The sequence below is a fragment of the Stenotrophomonas sp. YJH_SMC_4 genome (assembly GCF_059371575.1).
In genome coordinates, this window is the sequence record NZ_JCAFUR010000007.1 from 51,919 (window position 1) to 72,475 (window position 20,557).

The window sequence follows — 20,557 nt, forward strand, 5'->3', positions numbered from 1 at the left end:
TAAACCCGTCCATGGGGGCTTGGCCGCGGCATCCATGCCGCGGACACCCCCGCCCCGCCTACCCACCCGGCCTTGGACAGATCTCTGCAGCTGATCCACCACGGAAAATCACAAACAAGAGCAAAAGCGGGTCGCTTCGCTCGCAAAGCCGAGCCCGCCAGCCAACCGCCGTTGCTGTTGCCTTTGCTTCTGCCTTTTTCTCTTGATCTTCCCGTGGTGGTTCGGCTACCGGAATCTGTCTGGGGCCGGGCGGGTGGGGTTGGCGGGGTATCTGCGGCATGGATGCCGCGGCTAAGCCCCCATGGACGGGTTCACGGCGTCCCCGCCAATCCCACCCGCCCGGCCCGCCCACAGGAACCCAGCTTTCAGCGACCAACCCAACCCCACCACGGAGGGGCTCCGCCGTTCGCCGACCTCCGCCGAAGGCGCGCTTTCCGCGCAAGAAAAAAATTTCCAACAGGCGTGTCGATTCCCAGCCCCCTGGTTCGTTGTACCCAATGAAGGGCACGCACCACGCGTCCCCACGGGAGACCGCAATGAAAGTGATGGTGATCGTGAAGGCCAACGCCGACTCCGAAGCCGGCCGCATGCCCAGCGAACAGGAACTGTCCGAAATGGGCGCCTTCAACGAACAACTGGTGGCCGCCGGCATCATGCTGGCCGGTGAAGGCCTGCACGCCACCCAGCGCGGCCGTCGCATTCATTTCGGCGGCGGGGCACCCAAGGTCGAGGCCGGTCCGTTCGGTCCTGCCAGCGAACAGATCGCCGGCTTCTGGCTGTGGGAGGTGCGGTCGCTGGACGAAGCGGTTGAATGGGCCAGCCGCGCGCCGTTTGGCAGTGGCGGCACGCTCGAACTGCGTCCCTTGATCTCCGCCGAAGACTTCGGTGAAGCCTTCACCCCCGACTTACAGCAGCAGGAACAGCGTCTGCGTGCACAGCTGGAAGGTTGACCCGATTCATCTCCCTGCCGGGCACGACCCGGCACTACTGCCCTGAACCGCACAACGGAGTATTGCCATGAAACTGATTCCCTTCCTCGGCTTCAGTGGCCAGGCCCATGAGGCGATGGCGTTCTACGCCAAGGCACTCGGTGGCCAGGTCACTTCGGAAATGAAATACCGCGACATGCCGCCCTCCGATGGCTCACCGGGCTGCAACGAGATGCCGCCGGAAACCCTGGACCACGTCGCGCACAGCCAGCTGGAGATCGGCAGCGCCATCGTGATGGCGGCGGACGGTCCCGGCGGTGGCGAGGGTGGTTCGACCACCATCAATGTCGACGTCGACAGCATCGAGGAAGCCGAGCGCGTGTTCGCGGCGCTGGCCGAAGGTGGCCAGGTGCAGATGCCGATCGCTGAAACGTTCTGGGCGCACCGCTGGGGCATGCTGATCGACCGCTACGGCAAGCCGTGGATGGTCAACTGCATGAAGCAGCCCTGATCCCCCTTTTTGTCATCCACAAGGAGCTTCACCGATGAGCGCATCACAACCGCAGATGATCTTCGTCAACCTGCCCGTGCAGGACCTGGAGAAGTCGAAGGCGTTCTTCACCGCGTTGGGCTACAGCTTCAATCCCACCTACACCAATGACGATGCGGCTGGCATGGTCATCAGCGAGAGCATCTACGTGATGCTGCTGACCCAACCTTTTTTCCAGCAGTTCACCAACAAGCCGATTGCCGATGCACACACTCACACGGAAGTGATCAATGCGCTCTCGGCCCCCAGTCGCAAGGCAGTTGACGAGTTGGTGGACAAGGCACTGGCTGCAGGTGCCAGCGAACCGCAGCCGGCGCGCGACTACGGCTTCATGTACCAGCGCGGCTTCCAGGACCTGGATGGCCATCTCTGGGAAATCGCACACATGGACGGCGAGCCGGGCTGACGGCCGCCACAAGGGAGAACCCTCATGGCTTACGTGGATGCTTACGTGCTGCCGTGCCCACAGGACAAGGTGGCGGCCTACCGCCGCCTCGCCCGCAAGGCCGGTGCGGTGTGGAAGGACCATGGCGCGCTGCAGTACATGGAATGCGTGGCTGACGATGTGGAACCGGGCAAGAGCACCTCGTTCCCGCGTGCGGTCAAGGCAAAGCCCGGCGAAACGGTGATCGTCGCCTTCGTGGTGTTCCGTTCGCGCGCGGCGCGCGACCGCATCAACGCCAGGGTAATGGCCGACCCGCGGCTGGCGTCGCTGGGCCCGAAGGACATGCCGTTCGATACCAGGCGCATGTTCTGGGGCGGCTTCAAGCCGATTGTTGAAGCGTGAGCTGCGGCGCTTGTGCGGGCCGGGCGTGCGTGCTGTGATCGGCGCATGCCCGATCCCGCACTGACGCAGCGTCTGGAAACCCTCTGGCGGATGGAATCGCCGGTGTTGATCGCGCGCCTGGCGCGGCTGCTCGGGGGCGATGTCGGCCGTGCCGAGGAGCTGGCCCAGGACACCTGGCTGGCCGCGCTGGAGCGCTGGCCGGAACAGGGCATCCCGGACAACCCCGGAGCCTGGCTGATGACCACTGCGCGCAACCGTGCCATCGATGTGCTGCGCCAACACCAGCGGGTGGCGCAGCAGCATGCGCAGTGGGGCGAGGAACTGCACCCAGCGGCGCTGCCGGCACCGGATGACAGCCAGGCGCTGGAGGATGACCTGGGTGACGATCTGCTGCGGTTGATGTTCGTGGCCTGCCATCCGGTGCTGCCGGCCGATGCGCGGGTGGCACTGACCCTGCGCCTGCTCGGTGGCCTGACCACCGTCGAGATCGCACGTGCGTTCCTGCAGCCCGAGCCGACCATCGCCCAGCGCATCGTGCGCGCCAAGCGCACCTTGGCGCAGAAGCAGGTGCCCTATGAGGTGCCGCGCGCGGACGCGATGCCCGAGCGACTGGCTTCGGTGCTGGAGGCGATCTACCTGGTCTTCAATGAAGGTTACGCGGCCAGCGCCGGCGATGACTGGATGCGTCCGGCGCTGTGCGAGGAGGCACTGCGGCTCGCACGCATCCTGGCGCACCGGCTGCCGGTGCCGCCGGTGCTGGGCCTGCTGGCACTGATGGAACTGCAGGCATCGCGTGCTGCGGCACGGACCGACGCGCAGGGCGCGCCGGTGCTGCTGGACCAGCAGAACCGCGCGCGCTGGGACTGGCTGCAGATCGAACGCGGGCAGCAGGTGCTGGCCCGCGCGCTGGCCGCCGGTGGTGCTGATGATCCCTATGTATTGCAGGCGCGCATCGCCGCCTGCCATGCGGCTGCGCGTCGGGCTGAAGCCACCGACTGGCCACGTATCGCTTCGCTCTATACCCAGTTGCTGCGGGTGATGCCTTCGCCGGTTGTCGCTTTGAATCGGGTCGTGGCGGTGCTGCGCAGCGAGGGCGCGTTCGCTGCGTGGGCACAACTGCAGCCGCTGCTGGTGGATGCACGCCTGCGCGAGTACGCGCCCCTGCAGGTGGTGCGCGCGGAGATACTACAGGCGCTGGGGCGCGACCTCGACGCGCGTCAGGCTTTTGCCGAAGCCGCCAGACTCAGCCAGAACCAGGCGGAGCGGGGCCTGCTGCGCCAACGGGCCGGACTGCCGCCCCAGGAGTGACTGCGACGAACGCAGCACTTGTCGGCAGGCGCCTGAGCGGCTATGTTTCGCGCCCAGCGGACGCATCAGCGTCCGCATTCCGTGCGTATTGACCGAGGAGCGGTTGGATGTATTCAAGGACGAAGAGCGCATCGCGCGCTTTTGCGCGCCTGCTTGCCTGTGCCCTGTGCCTGGCCGTGTGGCCGATGGCCGCGCAGGCGGCTGACAAATCGCAGCAGGCCTACTGGGCCGGTTTTGCCTATACCGCGGATGCCGCTGCCGTGCAGGCGACCACGCCGCATGCGCATGCCGTGCTGGAAAAGCGCGGCCTGATCCCGCTGAACCAGACCCTGGCGCAGGCGCTCAAGCGCCGGCCGCCGGCGAACCTGGAGCTGATCGACCAGCCGGTGGCGATGCTCGACGGCACCACCAGCGCGACGGTGCTGGCCGCCGCACTGGACCGCGAACTGGTCTCGGTCGAGCCGATCGGCAACCAGTACAAAGTGCTGGTGGAAGTGGCCCTGCAGGCACTGTTCTTCGATTTCCGCGAGCGCCAGGTGATCGCGTCCTATCCGCTGACCCTGCAGCGCATCGACGTGCAGGACTATCGGCCGGACAACGACGATATCGACGCGATCGTCGCCGATCTGCTGTACGGCAGCGCCGATACCAGCCTGTCGCAGGTGCTGGCCGCCAGTCTCGCCCAGGCCAAGCTGCCCGATGCCGCCGTGCGTCGCCTGCAGGTCGGTGGCGTAACCCTGTCCGACGCGGTCCGCGCCAAGCTGCCCGACCCGAAGTGGGAAACCCCGCTGCGCGCCACGCTGGCCCATGAACTGTCCAAGACGCTGTCGTCCAATACCGGCGTCGGCCTGCTGCCGCCGGCCTCGGGCCAGGCGATCGGTGGTGCGATGGCCGCCCGCTTTGCCGACGGCAAGGTCTACCAGTTGAAGATCCCCGAGCCGGACTACGTCATCACTATGCAGGTCGATGCGCTGAAGAACGGCGTCATCAATGAAACCCCGGCGATGAAGACGATGCTGTTCGGCGCGTTCTTCACCGCCAAAGTGACCGAGCCCTTCTCCGGCAAGGTCTATTTCGAACAGCCGCTGCGCAAGGGCGCCACCAAGGTGGTGCCGGTCACGCAGTGGCAGGTCGACCAGTGGTCGGCCAGCTACGAAACCCTGCTGGCCGGCTTCGATGCCTTCGCCGGCGCCGCCGCCAAGCGTGCCGATTCGCGCGCATGGCTGGACGAACAGAAGCCGGGCGGACGCCCGTTGCAGCAGCAGACCCAAGCCCTCCAGGAGTTGATCAAGTCATGTCGTTGATGCGTACCATCCTGCTCATCCTCATCGCGCTGGTGGTGGCCTCGCCGGTCGCCGCGCAGACCGCGAGTTCGCGCGGTACCGGTTCGGCCAGCTACGGCCTGCGCCTGAGCGCCGACACCCGCGCCCAGGCCCTGAACAAGGCCAAGGTCAATGCACTGGAGGCGTACATCGCTGAAACCGGTGCGGCCAAGCTGCGCCTGTTCGAAGCCCGCCGCGCCGAGTTCATCGGCGAGATCGACCGTTATGTGCTCAGTGCCGTGCCGCTGTCGGACACCGAAGACAAGAAGGCCAAGACCTACACCGTCACTGTCCGCGCCGAGATCAACACCACGCTGCTGCAGACCAAGCTGGACGCAGGTTCGGCCGTGGCCGGTGCTACCGCCGCGCAGCGTTCGCTGCTGACCTTCCTGTTCATGGCACGCTCGCAGGACACCGTGCAGTCGTTCCAGGACAAGGAATACCGCCGCGTCGACGCCAGCAGCAGCTACAGCGAGAACACCCGTGAAGGCGACAGCTTCCGTGGCAACTCGGTCAGCACCAACGGCAGCATCAACCAGAACGGCTCGGTGTCGGTCACCAGCGGTGGCAGCACCACCCAGCGCAGCGACAACATCAGCTGGAAGGTGGCCAACGCCGCTGAAGTGAACACCGCGATGACCGGTGCCTTCAGCGCCGCCGGCTACGAAGTGGTTGAAGCCGAGTACGTGGAAGGCGAATCGCGCGGCCTGCTGAGCATCGAGCGCATCCGCAAGGACTTCAGCACCGGCAACGACCTGTCTGCCGCCACCCTGCGCGATACCGCCAACGGCATCCGTGCGGCCAACATCCCCTACATCGCCGTCGGTACCCTCGACGTCGGCATGCGCGACCGCGATCCGGCCAGCGGCAACACCCGCGTGTTCGTCACGGTCACCGGCAAGGTGCTGGACGTGACCGGTCGTTTCCCGCGCACCGTGTCGTCGGTGGGCCCGGTGCAGTTCTCCGGCACCGGCCCGAATGAAACCGTGGCCCGTACCAATGCCCTGCAGCTGGCTGCCGAGAAGGCCGCCCAGCAGATGATCAACGAACTGAACGTCAAGGCAGTCCGCTGATCCGCCACCCGGTGGGTGCCGAGCTCGCTCGGCATCGCGCTGGGGTTACCGATTCCCACGTGCCGCTTCGCGGCCGTCTCTCCCAAAGGACACTCATATGATCCGCAATACCGCTCTTGTCGTGGCCATCGCTGCCGCCACCCTGTCGATGCCGGCCCACGCGGGCCTGGGCAAGCTGAAGGACCTGGCCGGTGCCGCCACCGGCACCTCCAGCAGCAGCGCCTCCAGCGCCGCCGCTCCGGATGAAGCCTCGCAGGAAGCGCTGGTGCGTCGTTTCGTCAGCTCGCAGTCGCACTCGCTGCAGGCCCAGACTTCGTTCGCCCGCGCCTTCGGCCTGGCCGAGCAGGTGCAGCTGCTGGAAGCCGAGCGCCAGGCGCTGTCGTCGGGTTCGGTCAGCGTCGATGCGATGAAGAAGTCGGTGTCGGTCAGCGAAGCTGCGCAGGCCGCGATCAACGAGCGCCAGGCCGCTCAGCCGGAACTGAACGCTGAATCCAAGCAGCACTACGCCGAAGGCCTGGTCTCGCTGCTGGCGTCGGCAGCCGAAGCACAGAAGCTGGGCGGCGAAGCCAGCAGCTTCACCGCCGGCATGAAGAACCTGGGCGCGACCCAGCTGGCCACCGTTGGCCGCAAGCTGGCAGCGGGCGCATGGGTGGCCAAGGAATCGCCGGGCTTCATCCAGGGCCTGTACGGTTCGACCAAGTCGGCCGTGACCTTCGCCAGGAAGAGCAAGGTGAAGGTGCCGTCCAACGCCGACTCGATGCTCGACTCGATCTGATCCGAGGCGAATCTCCATGCGTATGACAACCCGTTTGATCGGCCTGGGCCTGGCCGCCGCGCTGCTTGCAGCCTGCGGCAAGCAGGACACCCCGGCCGCCGCGCCCGCCAAGGACAAGGCAACCAGTGCACTGGCCAGCAATGCGCCAGTGGAAGCAGCGCCCCTGCGTGGCACGCCGGATTTCGGCGGCACCACCCAGGTCGCGCGCGAAGCCGACGGCATCGGCAGCACCCCGGAACTGGCGGTGCTGGCGGCGCTGCAGTCGGCCGTGGCGCAGGTCAACGGCGTACGCGTGGCCAGCCAGATGCAGGGCCTGCGCGCAGGCCTGCATGTGGATGTGGATGGCGAACACGTCGGCGATATCCGCGCCGACGCGTTCACCCAGCAGATGATCGCCGGCTCGCAGGGCGCGGTGCTGGGCTATGAAATCCTGTCGCAGGATGAAGTGCGGCAGCTGGACGAGGAAACCATCGCCCGCGTGCGCGCCAGCGATGAAGGCTGGAGCTTCAAGGGCTCGGCGTCGGCCAATGCGTCCGGCGAAGCCTCGGCCAAGAGCGGTTCGGCCTCGGCCAGCGTCAGGGAAAGCTACGACGAGAAGGTCAGCGTCGATGCCAAGCGTGGTGCAAGCTCGTTCGATTCCGACGTGACCCACCGCAGCATGCGCAGCTACTGGAAGGTGCGCGTGCGTGCACAGATCGCCCAGTACCGCGCACCGGACGAGCAGGGCAAGCCGAAGATCGTGGTTGCACTGCCGCGCACCAAGGCCGGCAGCTACGCCGTAGGCGATGGCCGCGTGGATGCCGATGAAGTGGCCGACGCGATCCGTGCGCGCCTGTCCGACACGCTGACCCAGACCCAGCGCTTCATCGTGCTGGACCGCGAGTTCGGCGACGAACTGCAGGCCGAGATCGACCACATCAACAGCGGCAACGTGCGCCTGCAGGACACCGCGCGCGTGGGCCAGCAGCTGGCGACCGATCTGATCCTGATACCGACCATCGAACGCTTCGAGTACCCGCGCAGCGTGCGCAACCTGCGCATGTCCGACCGCCAGGTGACCTCGTACTCCGGTGGCGGCCGCATCACCCTGCGCCTGATCAACGCCACTACCGGCCAGGTGGTGATGTCCGACAGCTTCGACCACCAGCTGGCCTCGACCGGCCCCAGCACCCTGCCGCGCGTGGTCAACGGCCGCAACATGGCCGCGGCGATGATGGAATCGCTGTCGGGCCAGATCGGCACCAGCATCGTCACCACGCTGTTTCCGGTGTCGGTGGTCTCGGTGGACGGTGACCAGGTGGTGCTGAGCCAGGGCGGTGACACCGTGCAGGCCGGCCAGCGCTGGCAGGCCGTGCGCCTGGGCGAAGAACTGAAGGACCCGCAGACCGGCCGCTCGCTGGGCCGCAGCGAACACCCGTGCTGCACCATCCGCATCGACCGCGTGGCCGCACAGACCTCGTACGGCACCATCGAAGACGGCGTCGACGCGATGCGCGGCGGTTTCCGCCCGGGCCAGATCGAACTGCGCCAGAAGCTGGGCAGCAAGCCGGCCGCCGCCGCCGCAGGTGCGACTGCCTCGGCCGCTCCCGCAGCTGCCGCACGCCCGGCCGCCAAGCCGAAGCCCAAGCCCGCTGCCGCGCCGGCCGAAGACCCGAACTGGTAACAGGCTCAAGCAACACACCGATGGGGTCAGAGCCCTTTCCCGCCGGGAAAGGGATCTGACCCCTTCGTGTTTTCCATGCGTGTCGACCAAGGTCGACACCTACCAACAGCACCGGGAAGCTGTCGAAGGCGGGGTGGGTCCGGTTGCGGGGGTGTCCGCGGCATGGATGCCGCGGCCAAGCCCCCAAGGACGGGTCTACGGCGTCCCCCGCAACCGGACCCACCCCGCCATCCCACCGAATGCCTGCTTCTGCTGTTGCTGTTGCCCTGGCATCGGCAGGTGCAGGGCGCAGCCCTGCCGAATCCCATTACACTCCAGAAGGATTTCCTGCTGGAGAGAGCAATGAAACGAGTAGCACTGGGCCTGCTGGCCCTGTCGGTGTCGAGCGCACTGATGGCGGCCACCCCGAAATTCGATGGCGCGCGGATCTCCGCCGACGTCAAGGAACTGGCCTCCGACGCCTACGAAGGCCGCTCCCCGGCTACCGCCGGCGAAGAAAAGACCATCGCCTTCCTCAGCAAGCAGTTCGCCGACGCCGGCCTGCAGCCGGGCGGTGACCTCAAGGACGGCAAGCGCCTGTGGACCCAGGCCGTGCCGCTGCGCAAGGGCGACATCGTCGGCGCGCCGCAGTTGGCATTGCACCAGGGCGGCAAGACCCTGCCGCTGGAACAGGGCAAGCAGATTGCCGTGCGCGCCGCCATGAACGGGGCCAGCAACGTCGACATCAGCAAGGCCCCGCTGGTGTTCCTCGGTTACGGCGTGAAGGCCCCGGAGCGCAACTGGGACGACTTCAAGGGCGTGGACCTGAAGGGCAAGATCGCCGTCGTGCTGATCAACGACCCGGACTTCGAGACCGGCCAGGGTGACTTCGACGGCAAGGGCATGACCTACTACGGCCGTTGGACCTACAAGTACGAAGAAGGCGCCCGACAGGGTGCGCTGGGCGTGCTGATCGTGCACGAGACCGCACCGGCGTCGTATGGCTGGGCCACCGTGGCCGGCTCCAACACCAACACCATGTTCGACGTGGTGCGCGACAACCCGGCCGACAGCCACCCGCTGCTGGAAGGCTGGATCCAGCGCGACCTGGCCGTGGAGCTGTTCCGCTCGGCCGGGCAGGACTTCGAGGCGCTGAAGAAGAAGGCGCAGCAGCGCGACTTCACCCCGGTGGTGCTGAGCGGCGCCAGCCTGGACGCGAAGTATGCGGTGAAGACCGAAGTGATCACCTCGCACAACGTGGCCGCACGCCTGGAAGGCAGCCGCCACCCGGACGAGACCATCGTCTACAGCGCGCACTGGGACCACATCGGCGTGGGCGAGCCCGACGCACGTGGCGACCGCATCTTCAATGGCGCACTGGACAACGCCAGTGGCACCGCCTCGCTGATCGAACTGGCCCGTGGCTTCGCCAAGGCCAAGCGTCCAGAGAGGTCAGTGCTGTTCCTGGCGGTCACCGCCGAGGAAAAGGGCCTGCTGGGTTCGGAGTACTACGCCACCCATCCGCTGTATCCGCTGGAAAAGACCGTGGCGGTGATCAACATGGACGGCATGGCGCCGTTCGGGCCGTCGCGTGACTTCGGCATCTACGGTGCCGCGCGTTTCGAGCTGCTGGACCAGCTGAAGGACGTGGCCAAGGGCTGGGATATCCGCTACACCCCGGACCCGAAGCCGGAAGCCGGCCTGTTCTTCCGCTCCGATCACTTCCCATTCGCCAAGCGTGGCGTTCCGGCACTGTCGTGGTCGGCCGGCCAGGACTGGGTGGACGGCGGGGTGGCCGCAGGCAAGAAGGCCTCCGAGGACTACACCGCCAAGCGCTACCACCAGCAGGGCGACGAATGGCAGCCGGACTGGGTGTTCGCCGGTGCCGCCCGCGACCTGGAAGTGCTGTACACGCTCGGCAACCAGCTGGCCAACACGCGCAGCTGGCCGAACTGGAGCAAGGACGAATCGTTCCGCGCCGTGCGTGACGCCAGCGCCGACCAGCGCAAGTAAGGGCATGCGCCGGGTTCGCCCGGCGCCTCCCGGGTAGTGCCGGCCGCTGGCCGGCATCCCTGTGATGCATGCGGAGATAGTGGGGAGCCGGCCAGCGGCCGGCACTACCAGATGGCTTTCCATCCCCGCTTTTCCCGCCTTCGTCGCAGCCCGCTTGTTTGCCCGGCGGGCCGCACTATGCTCGGCTCACCCCCTTCCTCCAAGGCGCCGCCGTGTTCGCCAGCCTCTCTCTCCTGATCCGCCACCTGCTGGCCTGGGCCGCCGCGCTGGTTGTCGCCGGCATGGTCTGGAGCGGCATCTTCAGCGGCATGAACGATGGCCCGGGCTGGGTGTTCGGCCTGCTGGCGATGTTCCTGATGATCTCCGCGCTGGGCAGCGCGATTACCCACGTGCGCCGGGTCTGGCTGGTGGCCGGCCGATTGGATTCGACCACGTTGTCCGGGCGCCAGCGCCGCCAGGTGGAACTGCCGATGGATGCCGGCCAGGCCTATGCCGTGGTGGAAGCGGCGATTGCCGAACTTCCGCGCGTGGAAGACGTGGAAAGCTCGGCCGGCAGCCTGCAGGTGCGCGCCTACGTGCGCCGGGTGGACCTCTGGAATGGCCGCCAGCCGTCGCGCTGGAACCTGCCGGCGCGGCTGGCGATCAAGCGCAACAGCGTGCTGGCGACGGTCACGCCGGGGCAGGGCACCAGTACCGTCACTCTGCTGTTCGAACCGGATGCCGGCTGGTGGGCCGATCTGCTGGCGCTGGATGAGGGCAGCAACTTCGAGAACGCCGAAGCGGTTACCCGCGCGATCAGCCGCCGCGTGGCCGACCAGCGCCGCGATGAGCAGGCCGCCGCCGAACAGACCCAGGTGGAAAAGGAACTGTCGGTCGCGCGCTTGAACCTGCTGCATGCGCAGGTGGAGCCGCACTTCCTGTACAACACGCTGGCCAACGCGCAGGTGCTGACCCGCACCGACCCGGCACGTGCCGAGCAGATGCTGGGCCACCTTATCCAGTACCTGCGCAGCTCGTTGCCGCAGGTGGACGAGTCGGTGTCGACGCTGGGGGTGGAGCTGGAACGCACGCGCGCCTACCTGGAGATCCTGCGCATCCGCATGGGCGCACGGTTGGCGGTGGAAGTGCAGGTACCGAATGAGCTGCATGGCGTGCACCTGCCGGCGATGGCACTGCAGACGCTGGTGGAGAACGCGATCAAGCATGGCCTGGAGCCCAAGCCCGGCGGTGGCACGATCTGGATCCTGGCGCGTGGCTTCGATGACCATGTGACCGTGACCGTCGCCGACGACGGGCTCGGCTTCGGCCAGGGCACCAGCGGCACCGGCATCGGCCTGAAGAACCTGCGCGAACGCCTGCGCCTGACCTGTGGCGAGCAGGCCGGCGTGGCGATCGTTGCCAACTTCCCCAGCGGTGTGGCCGCGACCATGACCTTGCCGCAGACACAAAAGGAGCGCAGCCATGCCGCTTGAAGCCCTCATTGCCGAAGACGAGGAACTGCTGCGGCAGTCACTGGTGGAACAGCTGCGCCGGTTGTGGCCGGAGCTGAAGCTGGTGGCCGAGTGCGAGGACGGCGCCAGTGCGCTGGAGCAACTGGCCGAGACGCAGCCGGACATCGCGTTCCTCGACATCCGCATGCCCGGCATCAGTGGCATCGAAGTTGCGCGCTCGCTGTCCGAGCTGAGCCCGCGTACCCAGGTGGTGTTCGTCACCGCCTATGACCAGTACGCCATCGACGCGTTCGAGCAGGGCGCGATGGATTACCTTCTGAAGCCGGTCAGTGACGAACGCCTGCTGGCGACGCGTGAGCGCATCCTGTCGCGGCTGCCATCGACACGCCAGGATGACGCCGCGCTTGAACGCCTGCTGCAGCGGCTGGGGCCATCGCAGGGTGCTGCCGAGCGCCCGCCGCTGGCCTGGATCACCGCCAGCAACGGCCGCGAGACGCAGCTGATCATGCTGGAAGATGTCGCCTACTTCCGTGCCGACAACAAGTACACCACCGTGGTCACCGCTGCCGGCGAGAGCCTGTTGCGCACACCATTGCGCGAACTGCTGGAAGTACTCGACCCGCAGCACTTCCGCCAGATCCACCGCTCGACCATTGTCAACATGAAGGCTGTGGCGGCGGTCAGCCGCGACGATACCGGGCGCGGTGTGCTGCGGCTGCGGGGCCGGACGGAAACACTGGTGGTCAGCCAACCATTCATGAGCCTGTTCCGCGGCATGTAGCCGCACCGCACCTTTCCGCTACCAGGAGCATTGCATGCGTCTTTTCCTGCTTGCAGGCCTCGCTGCACTGGCGCTTGCCGGTTGCCAGAAGTCCACCGAAACCGCGATCACCCGCACCACTGCCAATGGCGTGGACACGCTGTACAGCAAGCGCACGGTAGTGGACGGCGTGGCGCGTTTTGAGTGCATGGCCAGCCGCAGCGGTCAGTGCCATTACCTGCTGCTGGACCCGGCCTGTCGTCCTGACGCCGCGTGTGCGAAAGCGCCGATACGGTCGTTCGCGTTGGCGGTCGGCACCACCCAGGAGTTCAGGGACCTGCCGAAGGGCTTCGCCCAGTGCGTCAGCGAGGATCGGAAAGAACAATGCCACCGTGAGTGATCACGGTGGCATTGTGGGTCCCCCCGCTTCCCTGAAGGGTCAGTAGGCAGGCTGCAGTGTCAGGTCGTGGTGGTGCTCGTTCTCGCCCACGTGGTTGAGGCGGCCGACCAGTTCGGAGTGCTGCTTCATGCGCCCGATCTCGGTCATGATGCGGATGTCCTCGTGGCGCAGCTCGCGCTTGGCGGTGACCGCCTGCTTGTAATCGAGCACTTCCGGGTAATGCTCGGCCAGTTCCAGGGCCTCGGCCACGTGCTCGACGCTGTCGGCCTTGGAGCTGATGCGTGCGCGACTGTTGAACGCCTTCATCCAGCGCTCGAAACCGGCCTGCTGATCGAACATGTTGGCCATGAACCAGATCACGAACAGGATCGAGACCCACGAGCCGAACACGACTACCACGCGGGTGAACGTGATATGGAAGTCGTCACGCCACAGGTAGTTGGCGATCAGGCCAAGAATCAGCAGCGAGGCTGCCTGCCAGCCGACGATCGAGGCGATCAGCCATTGGCACTTGGCCTGGGCCAGCACTGCTACTTCATCGCGGATCTGCTGCTCGCTGAGATTGCGCCAATGCGCAACCTGTTTATCGAACGGGCTGCTGTAGAGCTCGTTGTCGCGAAGCAGAATTCCCAAACCCTTGAACAAAGCAATCATGGCTGGCTCCTTGTGGAACGTGCGTCGATCAGCATTGGACGGTGTGGCGGGTCCAGTTCTAGCACTTCCAGCGAGCCGTGCAATGGGCGCAATGCCAAGCCGCGTAAGGGCCTTCTCTGAATCGGTGAATGTTGCTGCATCGCAGCATCGAGGCCGGAGCCTGCGACAGGATGTCGCAGGGTGAAATGTGCTGCGGCCGCACATGAAACCGTGGCTGAGTGCGAAGACTCGCCGCCGGCGTCGTGATCGCCCAGAATCGGGGCCGACCGCGCAACTCGCGGCCACCCTTTCGCTTTTCCTGGACCTGTGATGCCGGCTCTGCTGCAGCGACTCTCCCGCCCCGTCACCGCGCCGATCCGGCGCTGGGTACTGGAGGCCTTCCCGCGTGGCCAGAGCGGCATCGATTACGACCAGCCGCTGGGTGACCCGGGCTGGTTTGGACCTGACAGCGTGACCTGGCGCCTGCACGCGGAGTTCCCCTCGATGCTGGCCGGGGGCCTGTGTGCGCTGATGCTGCAGACCCTGCATCCGCGCGCGCTGGCCGGGGTCTACGACCACTCCAATTTCCGTCATGACCTGGTGGGTCGCCTGCGTCGCACCACTGCGTTTGTCGCCGGTACCAGCTATGCACCCAGCGGGGAGGTAGAGGCGCTGGTGGCCAAGGTGCGCCGCATCCATGCACAGATCCGTGGCCAGACCGCGCAGGGCGAGCCCTACGCGGCGGACGATCCACAACTGCTGACATGGGTGCACGTGACTGAGGCGTTTGGTTTCCTGCAGGGCTTTCGTCGCTACGGGCGCGAGGTGCCGGCGCACATCGCCGACCGCTACTACGACGAGTACCGCCGCGTGGCCGAAGCACTGGGTGCGGTGGATGTGCCGCGCAGTGAAGCCGAGGTTGCAGCGTACTTCTGCGCGCGGCAACCGGAGCTGCGTGTGGACGAGCGCTCGCGTGAAGTGCTGGAGGTGTTGTCCGGCGTGCGCCTGCCGGTACCGGTGCCGGGGCTGTCGCGCGAGGTGTTCCTTGGCGCCGGTGCGGCACTGCTGCCGGACTGGGCCGAAGGCATGCTTGAACGCAGCGGCCGCCAGCGTGCGCAGGCGGCCGCTTCAGCGAAGTTGATGCAGGGCATGGCGCCGCTGTTCCGCCGTGCGCTGCCCGATGGCCTCGCCAGCCGCGCCTGTGCGCGCATGGGCGTGCCGGTGTCGGTGCTGCGCGAGTGGCCCACCGTTCCCCGGTAGGTGCCAATCTTGGTCGGCACGCGTTGCGCGATAAAGCTTCATCCACGCATGGCGTGGATCTACTGATGCCATGGTTCTGGTTGGCACGCGTTGCGCGCGATGCCGCAGAAGGGCCAACCAAGGTTGGCCTCTACCAGACCGGATGCCGCAGTAGATCCACGCCATGCGTGGATGGGCCTCACCCGGCCGACTTCAATCCACGCAACAGCATTTCCAGCGCCGTCGTCGCCTGCCGCAGGCGCGCGTCGCCATCCTCGCCCTCGGCGATCCAGAACGCGGCCTCGGCCAGGCTGCCGTAGATCAGCGATGCCAGCGCCTGCGCATCCACCGGCATCGCTACGCCCTGCGCGATCAACTGTTCGATCAGGCGCTGCATCGAGTGGACGCAGTGGCGCTGCGATTCCGGTGAGGCGCCACCCAGCACCGCGCGCGCGTCACGCAGCACGATGCGCTGGATCTCCGGCTCCAGCGCCATCTCCAGATAGGCACGGCAGCGCTGTACGAAACCGTCCCAGGCATCATCCGCGCCATCGCTGATCGCCTGCAGGCGCAGGTCGGTCTCGGCATCGAGCTGGGCGACCACCGCGGCCAGCAGGCCCTTCTTGTCGCCGAAGTGGTGGTAGAGCGCACCCCGGGTCAGGCCGGCCTGGGCGGTCAGGTCATCCATCGAGGTGGCCGCATAGCCATGCTCGCTGAATACGCGGCGGGCGGTGGCCAGCAGGCTGGCACGGGTTTCTTCCATCTCGGCGCGGGTGCGACGGACCATCCGGAACTCCTTACATACGCAGTGCATGATTATTTACATACGACGCGTATGAATGTAGGCTCTTATTCATACGCTCTGTATGTATTGTCGTGGCGCCGGTAGCGCCAGGCAAGCCGCTGCCCTGGAGATCCCGATGGCCACCCCCTACCGCGACCTGTTCGCCGCCCCTGGCACCGCCGGCCTCGCCCTGGCCGGCCTGCTGGCCCGCGTGCCGCTGCCGATGACCGGCATCGGCATCATCACACTGCTGTCGCAGCTGCGCGGCAGCTATGCCTTGGCCGGTGCGGTGTCGGCCACCTTCGTGCTGACCTACGCGCTGCTGTCGCCACAGTTATCGCGCTGGGTCGACCGGCGCGGGCAGGGCAGGGTGCTGCCATGGGCTACTGCGGCCAGTGCGGCAGGGTTGTTGCTGCTGCTCGCGTGCACGCTGCTGGCTGCGCCAGACTGGGCGCTTTTCGTCGCCGCCATGCTGGCTGGATGCATGCCCAGCGTGTCCGCAATGGTGCGCGCACGCTGGACTGCGATCCATCGCGGTCGCCCGCAGCTGCAGACCGCGTATTCGCTGGAGACCGTGTTCGATGAGGTGACCTTCATCGTCGGTCCACCGTTGTCAGTGGGGCTGTCGGTGGCGGTATGGCCACAGGCCGGCGTACTGGCGGCCGCCCTGTTGCTGGTGGTCGGCGTCGCCGCATTGGTGCTGCAGCGGGGCACCGAGCCGCCGCTGCAGCAGCACGAAGGTGCAACTCCCTCGGGCTCGCTGCTGCGGCACACGGAGATCCGCCTGCTGGCGTTGCTGATGCTGGCGATGGGCGTGATTGTCGGTACGGTCGACATCACCAGCGTGGCCTTCGCCGAACAGCGGGGGCAGCCGCTTGCCGCCAGCGTGGTGCTGTCGGCCTATGCGCTGGGCAGCTGCGCGGCGGGCCTGCTGTTCGGGGCACTGAAGCTGCAGGCGCCGTTGCGGCGCCTGTTGCTGCTCGGTGCAGCAGCTACCTCGATGACCACCCTGCCGCTGCCATGGGTCGGCAGCCTGCCCGGGCTGGCCGTGGCGGTGTTGCTGGCCGGGGTGTTCTTCGCGCCGACGATGATCGTGGCGATGTCGCTGGTCGAACAACGCGTACCCGAATCGCGCCTGACCGAGGGCATGACCTGGCTGCTGGCCGGATTGAACATCGGCGTGGCGCTGGGCGCGGCGCTGTCCGGGCAGAGCGTCGATGCGGGGGGCGTGCGTAGCGGCTTTGTCGTTGCACTGGTGGCAGGCGGGGGCGTGCTGCTGTTGGCCGTTCTCGCGCGACGTGCCTTGCGCCCGGTTGCCGCATCCACCCCTGAAGGCATCATCCCGTGAGCGCTTCATCGCCTGCGCATGCCACGCCGGTGCATCGCCATCCGTGGTGGGCGGTTTCTGCGGTTGGCCTCGCCACCTTCTCGGTGGTCACCACCGAAATGCTGCCGGTGGGCCTGCTGACCCCTGTCGCCGAAGATCTCGGCGCGTCCACCGGCACCGCCGGCCTGATGATCTCGCTGCCGGCCCTGCTGGCGGCAGTGTTCGCACCGCTGGTGGTGATCGCAGCCGGTGGCATCGATCGTCGCCGCATCCTGTGCGTGCTGCTGGGGCTGCTGCTGGTCGCTAACGTTGCTTCGGCGCTGGCACCCGGCATCGGCTGGCTGCTGGCCGCGCGCGTACTGGTGGGGTTCTGCATGGGCGGGATCTGGGCCATCGCTGGTGGGCTGGCAGCACGCCTGGTGCCGGCGCATCGCATCGGCCTGGCCACCTCGATCATCTTCGGGGGCGTGGCCGCAGCATCGGTTCTGGGGGTGCCGCTGGGTGCACTGATCGGCGACGCCCTGGGCTGGCGCTTCGCGTTCGCAGCGATGGCGCTGTTCAGTGCGGCGGTGATGCTGCTGCAACTGTGGGTGGTTCCCGCGTTGCCGGTGGTGGCGTCGGTGCGCCCGGCGCAGTTCGTGCAGCTGCTCGGCCACCGTGGCCTGCAGCGCGGCCTATGCCTGACGCTGCTGCTGGTAGCAGGTCACTTCATTGCGTTCACCTATGTACGCCCGTTGCTGACCCTGCGATCGGGCGTGGATGCCGCTTGGATCGGCGCGCTGCTGTTCGCCTATGGCATGGCGGGCATCGCGGGCAACTTCATCGCCGGACCACTGGCCGCTCGTCACCCGCGCGGCATGCTGCTGGCGATCTCTTGCGGCCTGCTGCTGACGCCGTTGTTGTTCCTGTGGCTGGGCGGCACACCCTCCGGCGGCATTGTGGTGCTGTTGCTGTGGGGCCTGGCCTATGGCGGCGTGTCGGTCGGCCTGATGAGCTGGATGATGAAGGCAGTCCCGCACGCGGTGGAGATCGCCACCGCGCTGTATGTCGGTGTGTTCAATATCGGCATCGCAATGGGCGCGTGGGGCGGTGGACGGCTGCTGGATGGCGTGGGCCTGCATGCGAATCTGTGGGCCGCGGCCGGGCTTGCCATGGTCGCCACGCTGGTGATTGCCACAACGCGCCGGTAGATCCACGCCATGCGTGGATGGCTTGTAGTCCTGTAGACCTGTAGATATGCCGACCAACGTCGGCATCCACCCGAGCGGGGCATTCGCCAACCGAGGTTGGCAGCTACCGGGAAATGAAACGGGCGCCTCGCGGCGCCCGTTCCGGTTACATCACCACACCTTGACCCGCTTGTCCGGGGCCAGGTACAGCTTCTGGCCTTCCTTTACTTCGAACGCCGGATACCAGGCGTCGATGTTGCGCACGGTGAGTGCGCGGAACTGGCCTGGCGCATGCACATCGGTCAGCAGCGAGTTGCGCAGCGCCTGCTCGCGGCTCTTGCTGCGCCACGCCTGGGCGAAGCCCAGGAAGAAGCGCTGGTCCGGCGTGAAGCCTTCCAGGGTCTGGCCCGGCTTGCCCTGCAGCGACAGCTGGTAGGCATCGTAGGCAGTGCCCAGGCCGGCCACGTCGGCGATGTTCTCGCCCAGGGTCAGCTTGCCGTTCACATGCACGCCCGGGAACGGTTCGTAGCTGCTGAACTGCGCGGCCAGCGCATCACCGGCGGCGTTGAACTGCTTCAGGTCCTCGGCGGTCCACCAGTTGTGCAGCTTGCCGGTCTCGTCGAACAGCGCGCCGGCGTTATCGAAGCCGTGGCTGATCTCATGGCCGATCACCGCGCCGATCGCACCATAGTTCACCGCGTCGTCGGCGGCACCGTCGAAGAACGGCGGCTGCAGGATCGCGGCCGGGAACACCAGGCGGTTTTCCAGCGGCACGTTCATCGCATTGATGGTCTGCGGCAGCATCGCCCACTCACTGTGGTCGACCGGCTTGCCCAGCTTGGCGATGTTGCGCTGGTATTCGAACAGCTCGGCGCGCTGTGCGTTGCCGAGCGCGTCATCGCGGCGGATCTCCAGGCCGGTGTAATCACGCCACTTCTCCGGGTAGCCCATCCCCACGGTCAGGCCGGCGACCTTGGCCTTGGCATGCGCCTTGGTCTGCGGCGACATCCACGACAGTGCGTCAATGCGCTTGGCGAAGGCGGCGATGATGTTCTTCGCCATTTCGTCCGCACGCTCCTTGGTCCTGGCGTCGAAGTGCTTCTCGACATAGCGCTTGCCGATGGCCTCGCCGACAGCGTGGTTGGCATCATCCACGGCGCGCTTCCAGCGGTCGCTCTGCTGCGGCGTGCCGCTCAGCGCGGTGCCATGGAAGGCGAAGCGGGCGTCGGCGAACTTCTTCGGCAGGTAGGCGGCGGCTCGGTCCAGCGCGTGGAAGGCCAGGTAGTCCTTCCACACCTCCAGCGGCTCGGTGGCGACCAGCCTGGACAGGCCGGCCACGGCCTTGGGCTGCCACACGATGAAGTCCTGCTGCTCGCCCAGCGCGGCCGCATCAAGGAAGGCGTTCCAGTCCATGCCCGGTGCCTTGGCGTTGAAATCGGCCTGGGTCCACGGATTGGCACCCTTGGTCACGTCGTTGGTTTCTTCCTGGGTGGCATGCGCCTGCGCGATCTTCGTCTCCAGCGCAAGGATGCGCTGTGCCTTGCCGGCCGGGTCGGCCACGCCGGCCAGCTGCAGCATCTGCGCGATGTAGCCCTGGTACTGCTTGCGCAGTTCGGCCATGCGGCCGCCGCCCAGGTAGAAGTCGCGGTCGGGCATGCCCAGGCCGCCCTGCACGAGGTACGGCGCGGTGCGGTCCGGCTGCAGCATGTCGACCGAGACCCACAGGCCGAACAGGCGGTCGGTGTAGAAGTTGGTGGCATTGAGCAGGTCGACGTCGGCGCGCATCTCGCCGCCGAGGGCACGTGCCAGGCCGGCCTTGTCGGCGATGGTCTCGATGGCCTTCAGCTGCGGCTGCACCGGGGCGATGCCATGCTGCTCGATGCCGGCTTCGTCCATGTAGGCGGCGTAGTAGTCGCCGATCAGCTTGTCGTCACCGCTGGCCTGCGCATTGCCGGCCGCACCCTCGAGGATGGCGCGGGTGTCGGCCAGGGTCTTTTCAGCGATGACGTTGAAGCTGCCGAAGCGCGAACGGTCGGCCGGAATCTCGGTGTTCTTCACCCAGGTGCCGTTGGCGAAGCCGAAGAAGTCATCGCCGGCCGCGATGCTGCGGTCCATGCCGCTGGCATCGAAGCCGAAGCTGCCCAGCATCGGCTTGGCGGCAGCGGGTGCAGCCTCGGCGGGCTTGGCGGTGCCAGCGGCCGGATCGGCCGGACGGTCGCAGGCAGCCAGGGACAGGCTGGCAACGATGGCCAGTGCCAGGGTGGGACGGCGCAGCTTGGACATGGACTTCTCTTGCAGCGGAAAACCCCAAGTCTAATCCGCCGCAGCCCGGCTGGCCGTCCCTGTGGCTGGCCGGTCCTGTGCAGGATCTGGCTGAACGCGCTGAAGCGATCTT

The 20,557-nt window shown here is 66.9% G+C and carries 19 protein-coding genes; 16 read left to right on the plus strand and 3 right to left on the minus strand.

Annotated features, from left to right (window positions below):
- Positions 1-536 precede the first annotated feature (536 nt).
- From AC5P9F_RS12585 to AC5P9F_RS12645, 13 genes are all read left to right on the plus strand, one after another.
- A complete protein-coding gene (locus AC5P9F_RS12585; RefSeq protein WP_033833692.1) occupies positions 537-950 on the plus strand; it encodes a YciI family protein in 414 nt (137 codons plus the stop codon).
- Between the two features lie 67 nt (positions 951-1,017).
- Entirely contained in the window at positions 1,018-1,440 is a 423-nt protein-coding gene (locus AC5P9F_RS12590; protein ID WP_005407887.1) for a VOC family protein, read from the plus strand.
- Between the two features lie 34 nt (positions 1,441-1,474).
- Positions 1,475-1,885: a VOC family protein gene (locus AC5P9F_RS12595; protein ID WP_049418164.1), complete on the plus strand. Its 411-nt coding sequence runs from the start codon at positions 1,475-1,477 to the stop codon at positions 1,883-1,885.
- Positions 1,886-1,909: 24 nt separating this feature from the next.
- A complete protein-coding gene (locus AC5P9F_RS12600) occupies positions 1,910-2,266 on the plus strand; it encodes a DUF1428 domain-containing protein (protein WP_005407889.1) in 357 nt (118 codons plus the stop codon).
- Positions 2,267-2,311: 45 nt separating this feature from the next.
- Positions 2,312-3,574: an RNA polymerase sigma factor gene (locus AC5P9F_RS12605; protein ID WP_049395632.1), complete on the plus strand. Its 1,263-nt coding sequence runs from the start codon at positions 2,312-2,314 to the stop codon at positions 3,572-3,574.
- Positions 3,575-3,681: 107 nt separating this feature from the next.
- Positions 3,682-4,878 (plus strand): hypothetical protein, encoded by a 1,197-nt coding sequence (locus AC5P9F_RS12610; RefSeq protein ID WP_100443128.1) that lies wholly within the window; start codon positions 3,682-3,684, stop codon positions 4,876-4,878.
- The gene (locus tag AC5P9F_RS12615; protein WP_005407892.1) at positions 4,869-5,969 is read left to right on the plus strand and encodes a hypothetical protein; all 1,101 of its coding nucleotides are present in this window, start codon (positions 4,869-4,871) and stop codon (positions 5,967-5,969) included. Before AC5P9F_RS12610 ends, AC5P9F_RS12615 begins: the two co-directional genes overlap by 10 nt.
- 97 nt (positions 5,970-6,066) lie before the next feature.
- Positions 6,067-6,744, plus strand: coding sequence for a hypothetical protein (locus AC5P9F_RS12620; RefSeq protein WP_049395636.1), 678 nt, complete (start codon positions 6,067-6,069; stop codon positions 6,742-6,744).
- Between the two features lie 16 nt (positions 6,745-6,760).
- The gene (locus tag AC5P9F_RS12625; protein ID WP_032966398.1) at positions 6,761-8,407 is read left to right on the plus strand and encodes a CsgG/HfaB family protein; all 1,647 of its coding nucleotides are present in this window, start codon (positions 6,761-6,763) and stop codon (positions 8,405-8,407) included.
- A 342-nt stretch (positions 8,408-8,749) separates the two neighbouring features.
- Positions 8,750-10,399: a M28 family metallopeptidase gene (locus AC5P9F_RS12630; RefSeq protein ID WP_043033935.1), complete on the plus strand. Its 1,650-nt coding sequence runs from the start codon at positions 8,750-8,752 to the stop codon at positions 10,397-10,399.
- A 212-nt stretch (positions 10,400-10,611) separates the two neighbouring features.
- Positions 10,612-11,871: a sensor histidine kinase gene (locus AC5P9F_RS12635; protein ID WP_043033934.1), complete on the plus strand. Its 1,260-nt coding sequence runs from the start codon at positions 10,612-10,614 to the stop codon at positions 11,869-11,871.
- Positions 11,861-12,631, plus strand: a complete 771-nt coding sequence (locus AC5P9F_RS12640) for a LytR/AlgR family response regulator transcription factor (RefSeq protein WP_043033933.1) — start codon at positions 11,861-11,863, stop codon at positions 12,629-12,631. Before AC5P9F_RS12635 ends, AC5P9F_RS12640 begins: the two co-directional genes overlap by 11 nt.
- A gap of 34 nt (positions 12,632-12,665) precedes the next feature.
- Positions 12,666-13,010 (plus strand): hypothetical protein, encoded by a 345-nt coding sequence (locus AC5P9F_RS12645; protein ID WP_043033932.1) that lies wholly within the window; start codon positions 12,666-12,668, stop codon positions 13,008-13,010.
- A gap of 39 nt (positions 13,011-13,049) precedes the next feature.
- Here AC5P9F_RS12645 and AC5P9F_RS12650 read toward each other — a convergent pair whose 3' ends face one another.
- Positions 13,050-13,664: a hypothetical protein gene (locus AC5P9F_RS12650; RefSeq protein WP_005407899.1), complete on the minus strand. Its 615-nt coding sequence runs from the start codon at positions 13,662-13,664 to the stop codon at positions 13,050-13,052.
- 309 nt (positions 13,665-13,973) lie between these two features.
- Between AC5P9F_RS12650 and AC5P9F_RS12655 the strand changes: the two genes are divergently transcribed.
- Positions 13,974-14,903, plus strand: coding sequence for an oxygenase MpaB family protein (locus tag AC5P9F_RS12655; protein WP_043033931.1), 930 nt, complete (start codon positions 13,974-13,976; stop codon positions 14,901-14,903).
- 178 nt (positions 14,904-15,081) lie between these two features.
- Here AC5P9F_RS12655 and AC5P9F_RS12660 read toward each other — a convergent pair whose 3' ends face one another.
- On the minus strand, positions 15,082-15,669 hold the full coding sequence (locus AC5P9F_RS12660) for a TetR/AcrR family transcriptional regulator (protein WP_005407901.1): 588 nt from the start codon (positions 15,667-15,669) through the stop codon (positions 15,082-15,084).
- A 133-nt stretch (positions 15,670-15,802) separates the two neighbouring features.
- Here AC5P9F_RS12660 and AC5P9F_RS12665 point away from each other — a divergent pair, with 133 nt between their 5' ends.
- Entirely contained in the window at positions 15,803-17,014 is a 1,212-nt protein-coding gene (locus tag AC5P9F_RS12665; RefSeq protein ID WP_043033930.1) for an MFS transporter, read from the plus strand.
- A complete protein-coding gene (locus AC5P9F_RS12670; RefSeq protein WP_043033929.1) occupies positions 17,011-18,183 on the plus strand; it encodes an MFS transporter in 1,173 nt (390 codons plus the stop codon). Before AC5P9F_RS12665 ends, AC5P9F_RS12670 begins: the two co-directional genes overlap by 4 nt.
- A 150-nt stretch (positions 18,184-18,333) precedes the next feature.
- Here AC5P9F_RS12670 and AC5P9F_RS12675 read toward each other — a convergent pair whose 3' ends face one another.
- Positions 18,334-20,445, minus strand: coding sequence for a M13 family metallopeptidase (locus AC5P9F_RS12675; protein WP_005407904.1), 2,112 nt, complete (start codon positions 20,443-20,445; stop codon positions 18,334-18,336).
- Between the last annotated feature and the right edge of the window lie 112 nt (positions 20,446-20,557).

Excerpts from the sequence above, each read along its gene's own strand:
- AC5P9F_RS12675 (WP_005407904.1), bottom strand. The coding sequence starts at position 20,445 with ATGTCCAAGCTGCGCCGTCCCACCCTGGCACTGGCCATCGTTGCCAGC.
- AC5P9F_RS12650 (WP_005407899.1), bottom strand. The coding sequence starts at position 13,664 with ATGATTGCTTTGTTCAAGGGTTTGGGAATTCTGCTTCGCGACAACGAG.
- AC5P9F_RS12615 (WP_005407892.1), top strand. The coding sequence starts at position 4,869 with ATGTCGTTGATGCGTACCATCCTGCTCATCCTCATCGCGCTGGTGGTG.
- AC5P9F_RS12655 (WP_043033931.1), top strand. The coding sequence starts at position 13,974 with ATGCCGGCTCTGCTGCAGCGACTCTCCCGCCCCGTCACCGCGCCGATC.
- AC5P9F_RS12605 (WP_049395632.1), top strand. The coding sequence starts at position 2,312 with ATGCCCGATCCCGCACTGACGCAGCGTCTGGAAACCCTCTGGCGGATG.
- AC5P9F_RS12595 (WP_049418164.1), top strand. The coding sequence starts at position 1,475 with ATGAGCGCATCACAACCGCAGATGATCTTCGTCAACCTGCCCGTGCAG.
- AC5P9F_RS12645 (WP_043033932.1), top strand. The coding sequence starts at position 12,666 with ATGCGTCTTTTCCTGCTTGCAGGCCTCGCTGCACTGGCGCTTGCCGGT.
- AC5P9F_RS12600 (WP_005407889.1), top strand. The coding sequence starts at position 1,910 with ATGGCTTACGTGGATGCTTACGTGCTGCCGTGCCCACAGGACAAGGTG.
- AC5P9F_RS12665 (WP_043033930.1), top strand. The coding sequence starts at position 15,803 with ATGGCCACCCCCTACCGCGACCTGTTCGCCGCCCCTGGCACCGCCGGC.
- AC5P9F_RS12590 (WP_005407887.1), top strand. The coding sequence starts at position 1,018 with ATGAAACTGATTCCCTTCCTCGGCTTCAGTGGCCAGGCCCATGAGGCG.
- AC5P9F_RS12610 (WP_100443128.1), top strand. The coding sequence starts at position 3,682 with ATGTATTCAAGGACGAAGAGCGCATCGCGCGCTTTTGCGCGCCTGCTT.
- AC5P9F_RS12625 (WP_032966398.1), top strand. The coding sequence starts at position 6,761 with ATGCGTATGACAACCCGTTTGATCGGCCTGGGCCTGGCCGCCGCGCTG.
- AC5P9F_RS12660 (WP_005407901.1), bottom strand. The coding sequence starts at position 15,669 with ATGGTCCGTCGCACCCGCGCCGAGATGGAAGAAACCCGTGCCAGCCTG.
- AC5P9F_RS12620 (WP_049395636.1), top strand. The coding sequence starts at position 6,067 with ATGATCCGCAATACCGCTCTTGTCGTGGCCATCGCTGCCGCCACCCTG.
- AC5P9F_RS12630 (WP_043033935.1), top strand. The coding sequence starts at position 8,750 with ATGAAACGAGTAGCACTGGGCCTGCTGGCCCTGTCGGTGTCGAGCGCA.
- AC5P9F_RS12640 (WP_043033933.1), top strand. The coding sequence starts at position 11,861 with ATGCCGCTTGAAGCCCTCATTGCCGAAGACGAGGAACTGCTGCGGCAG.
- AC5P9F_RS12585 (WP_033833692.1), top strand. The coding sequence starts at position 537 with ATGAAAGTGATGGTGATCGTGAAGGCCAACGCCGACTCCGAAGCCGGC.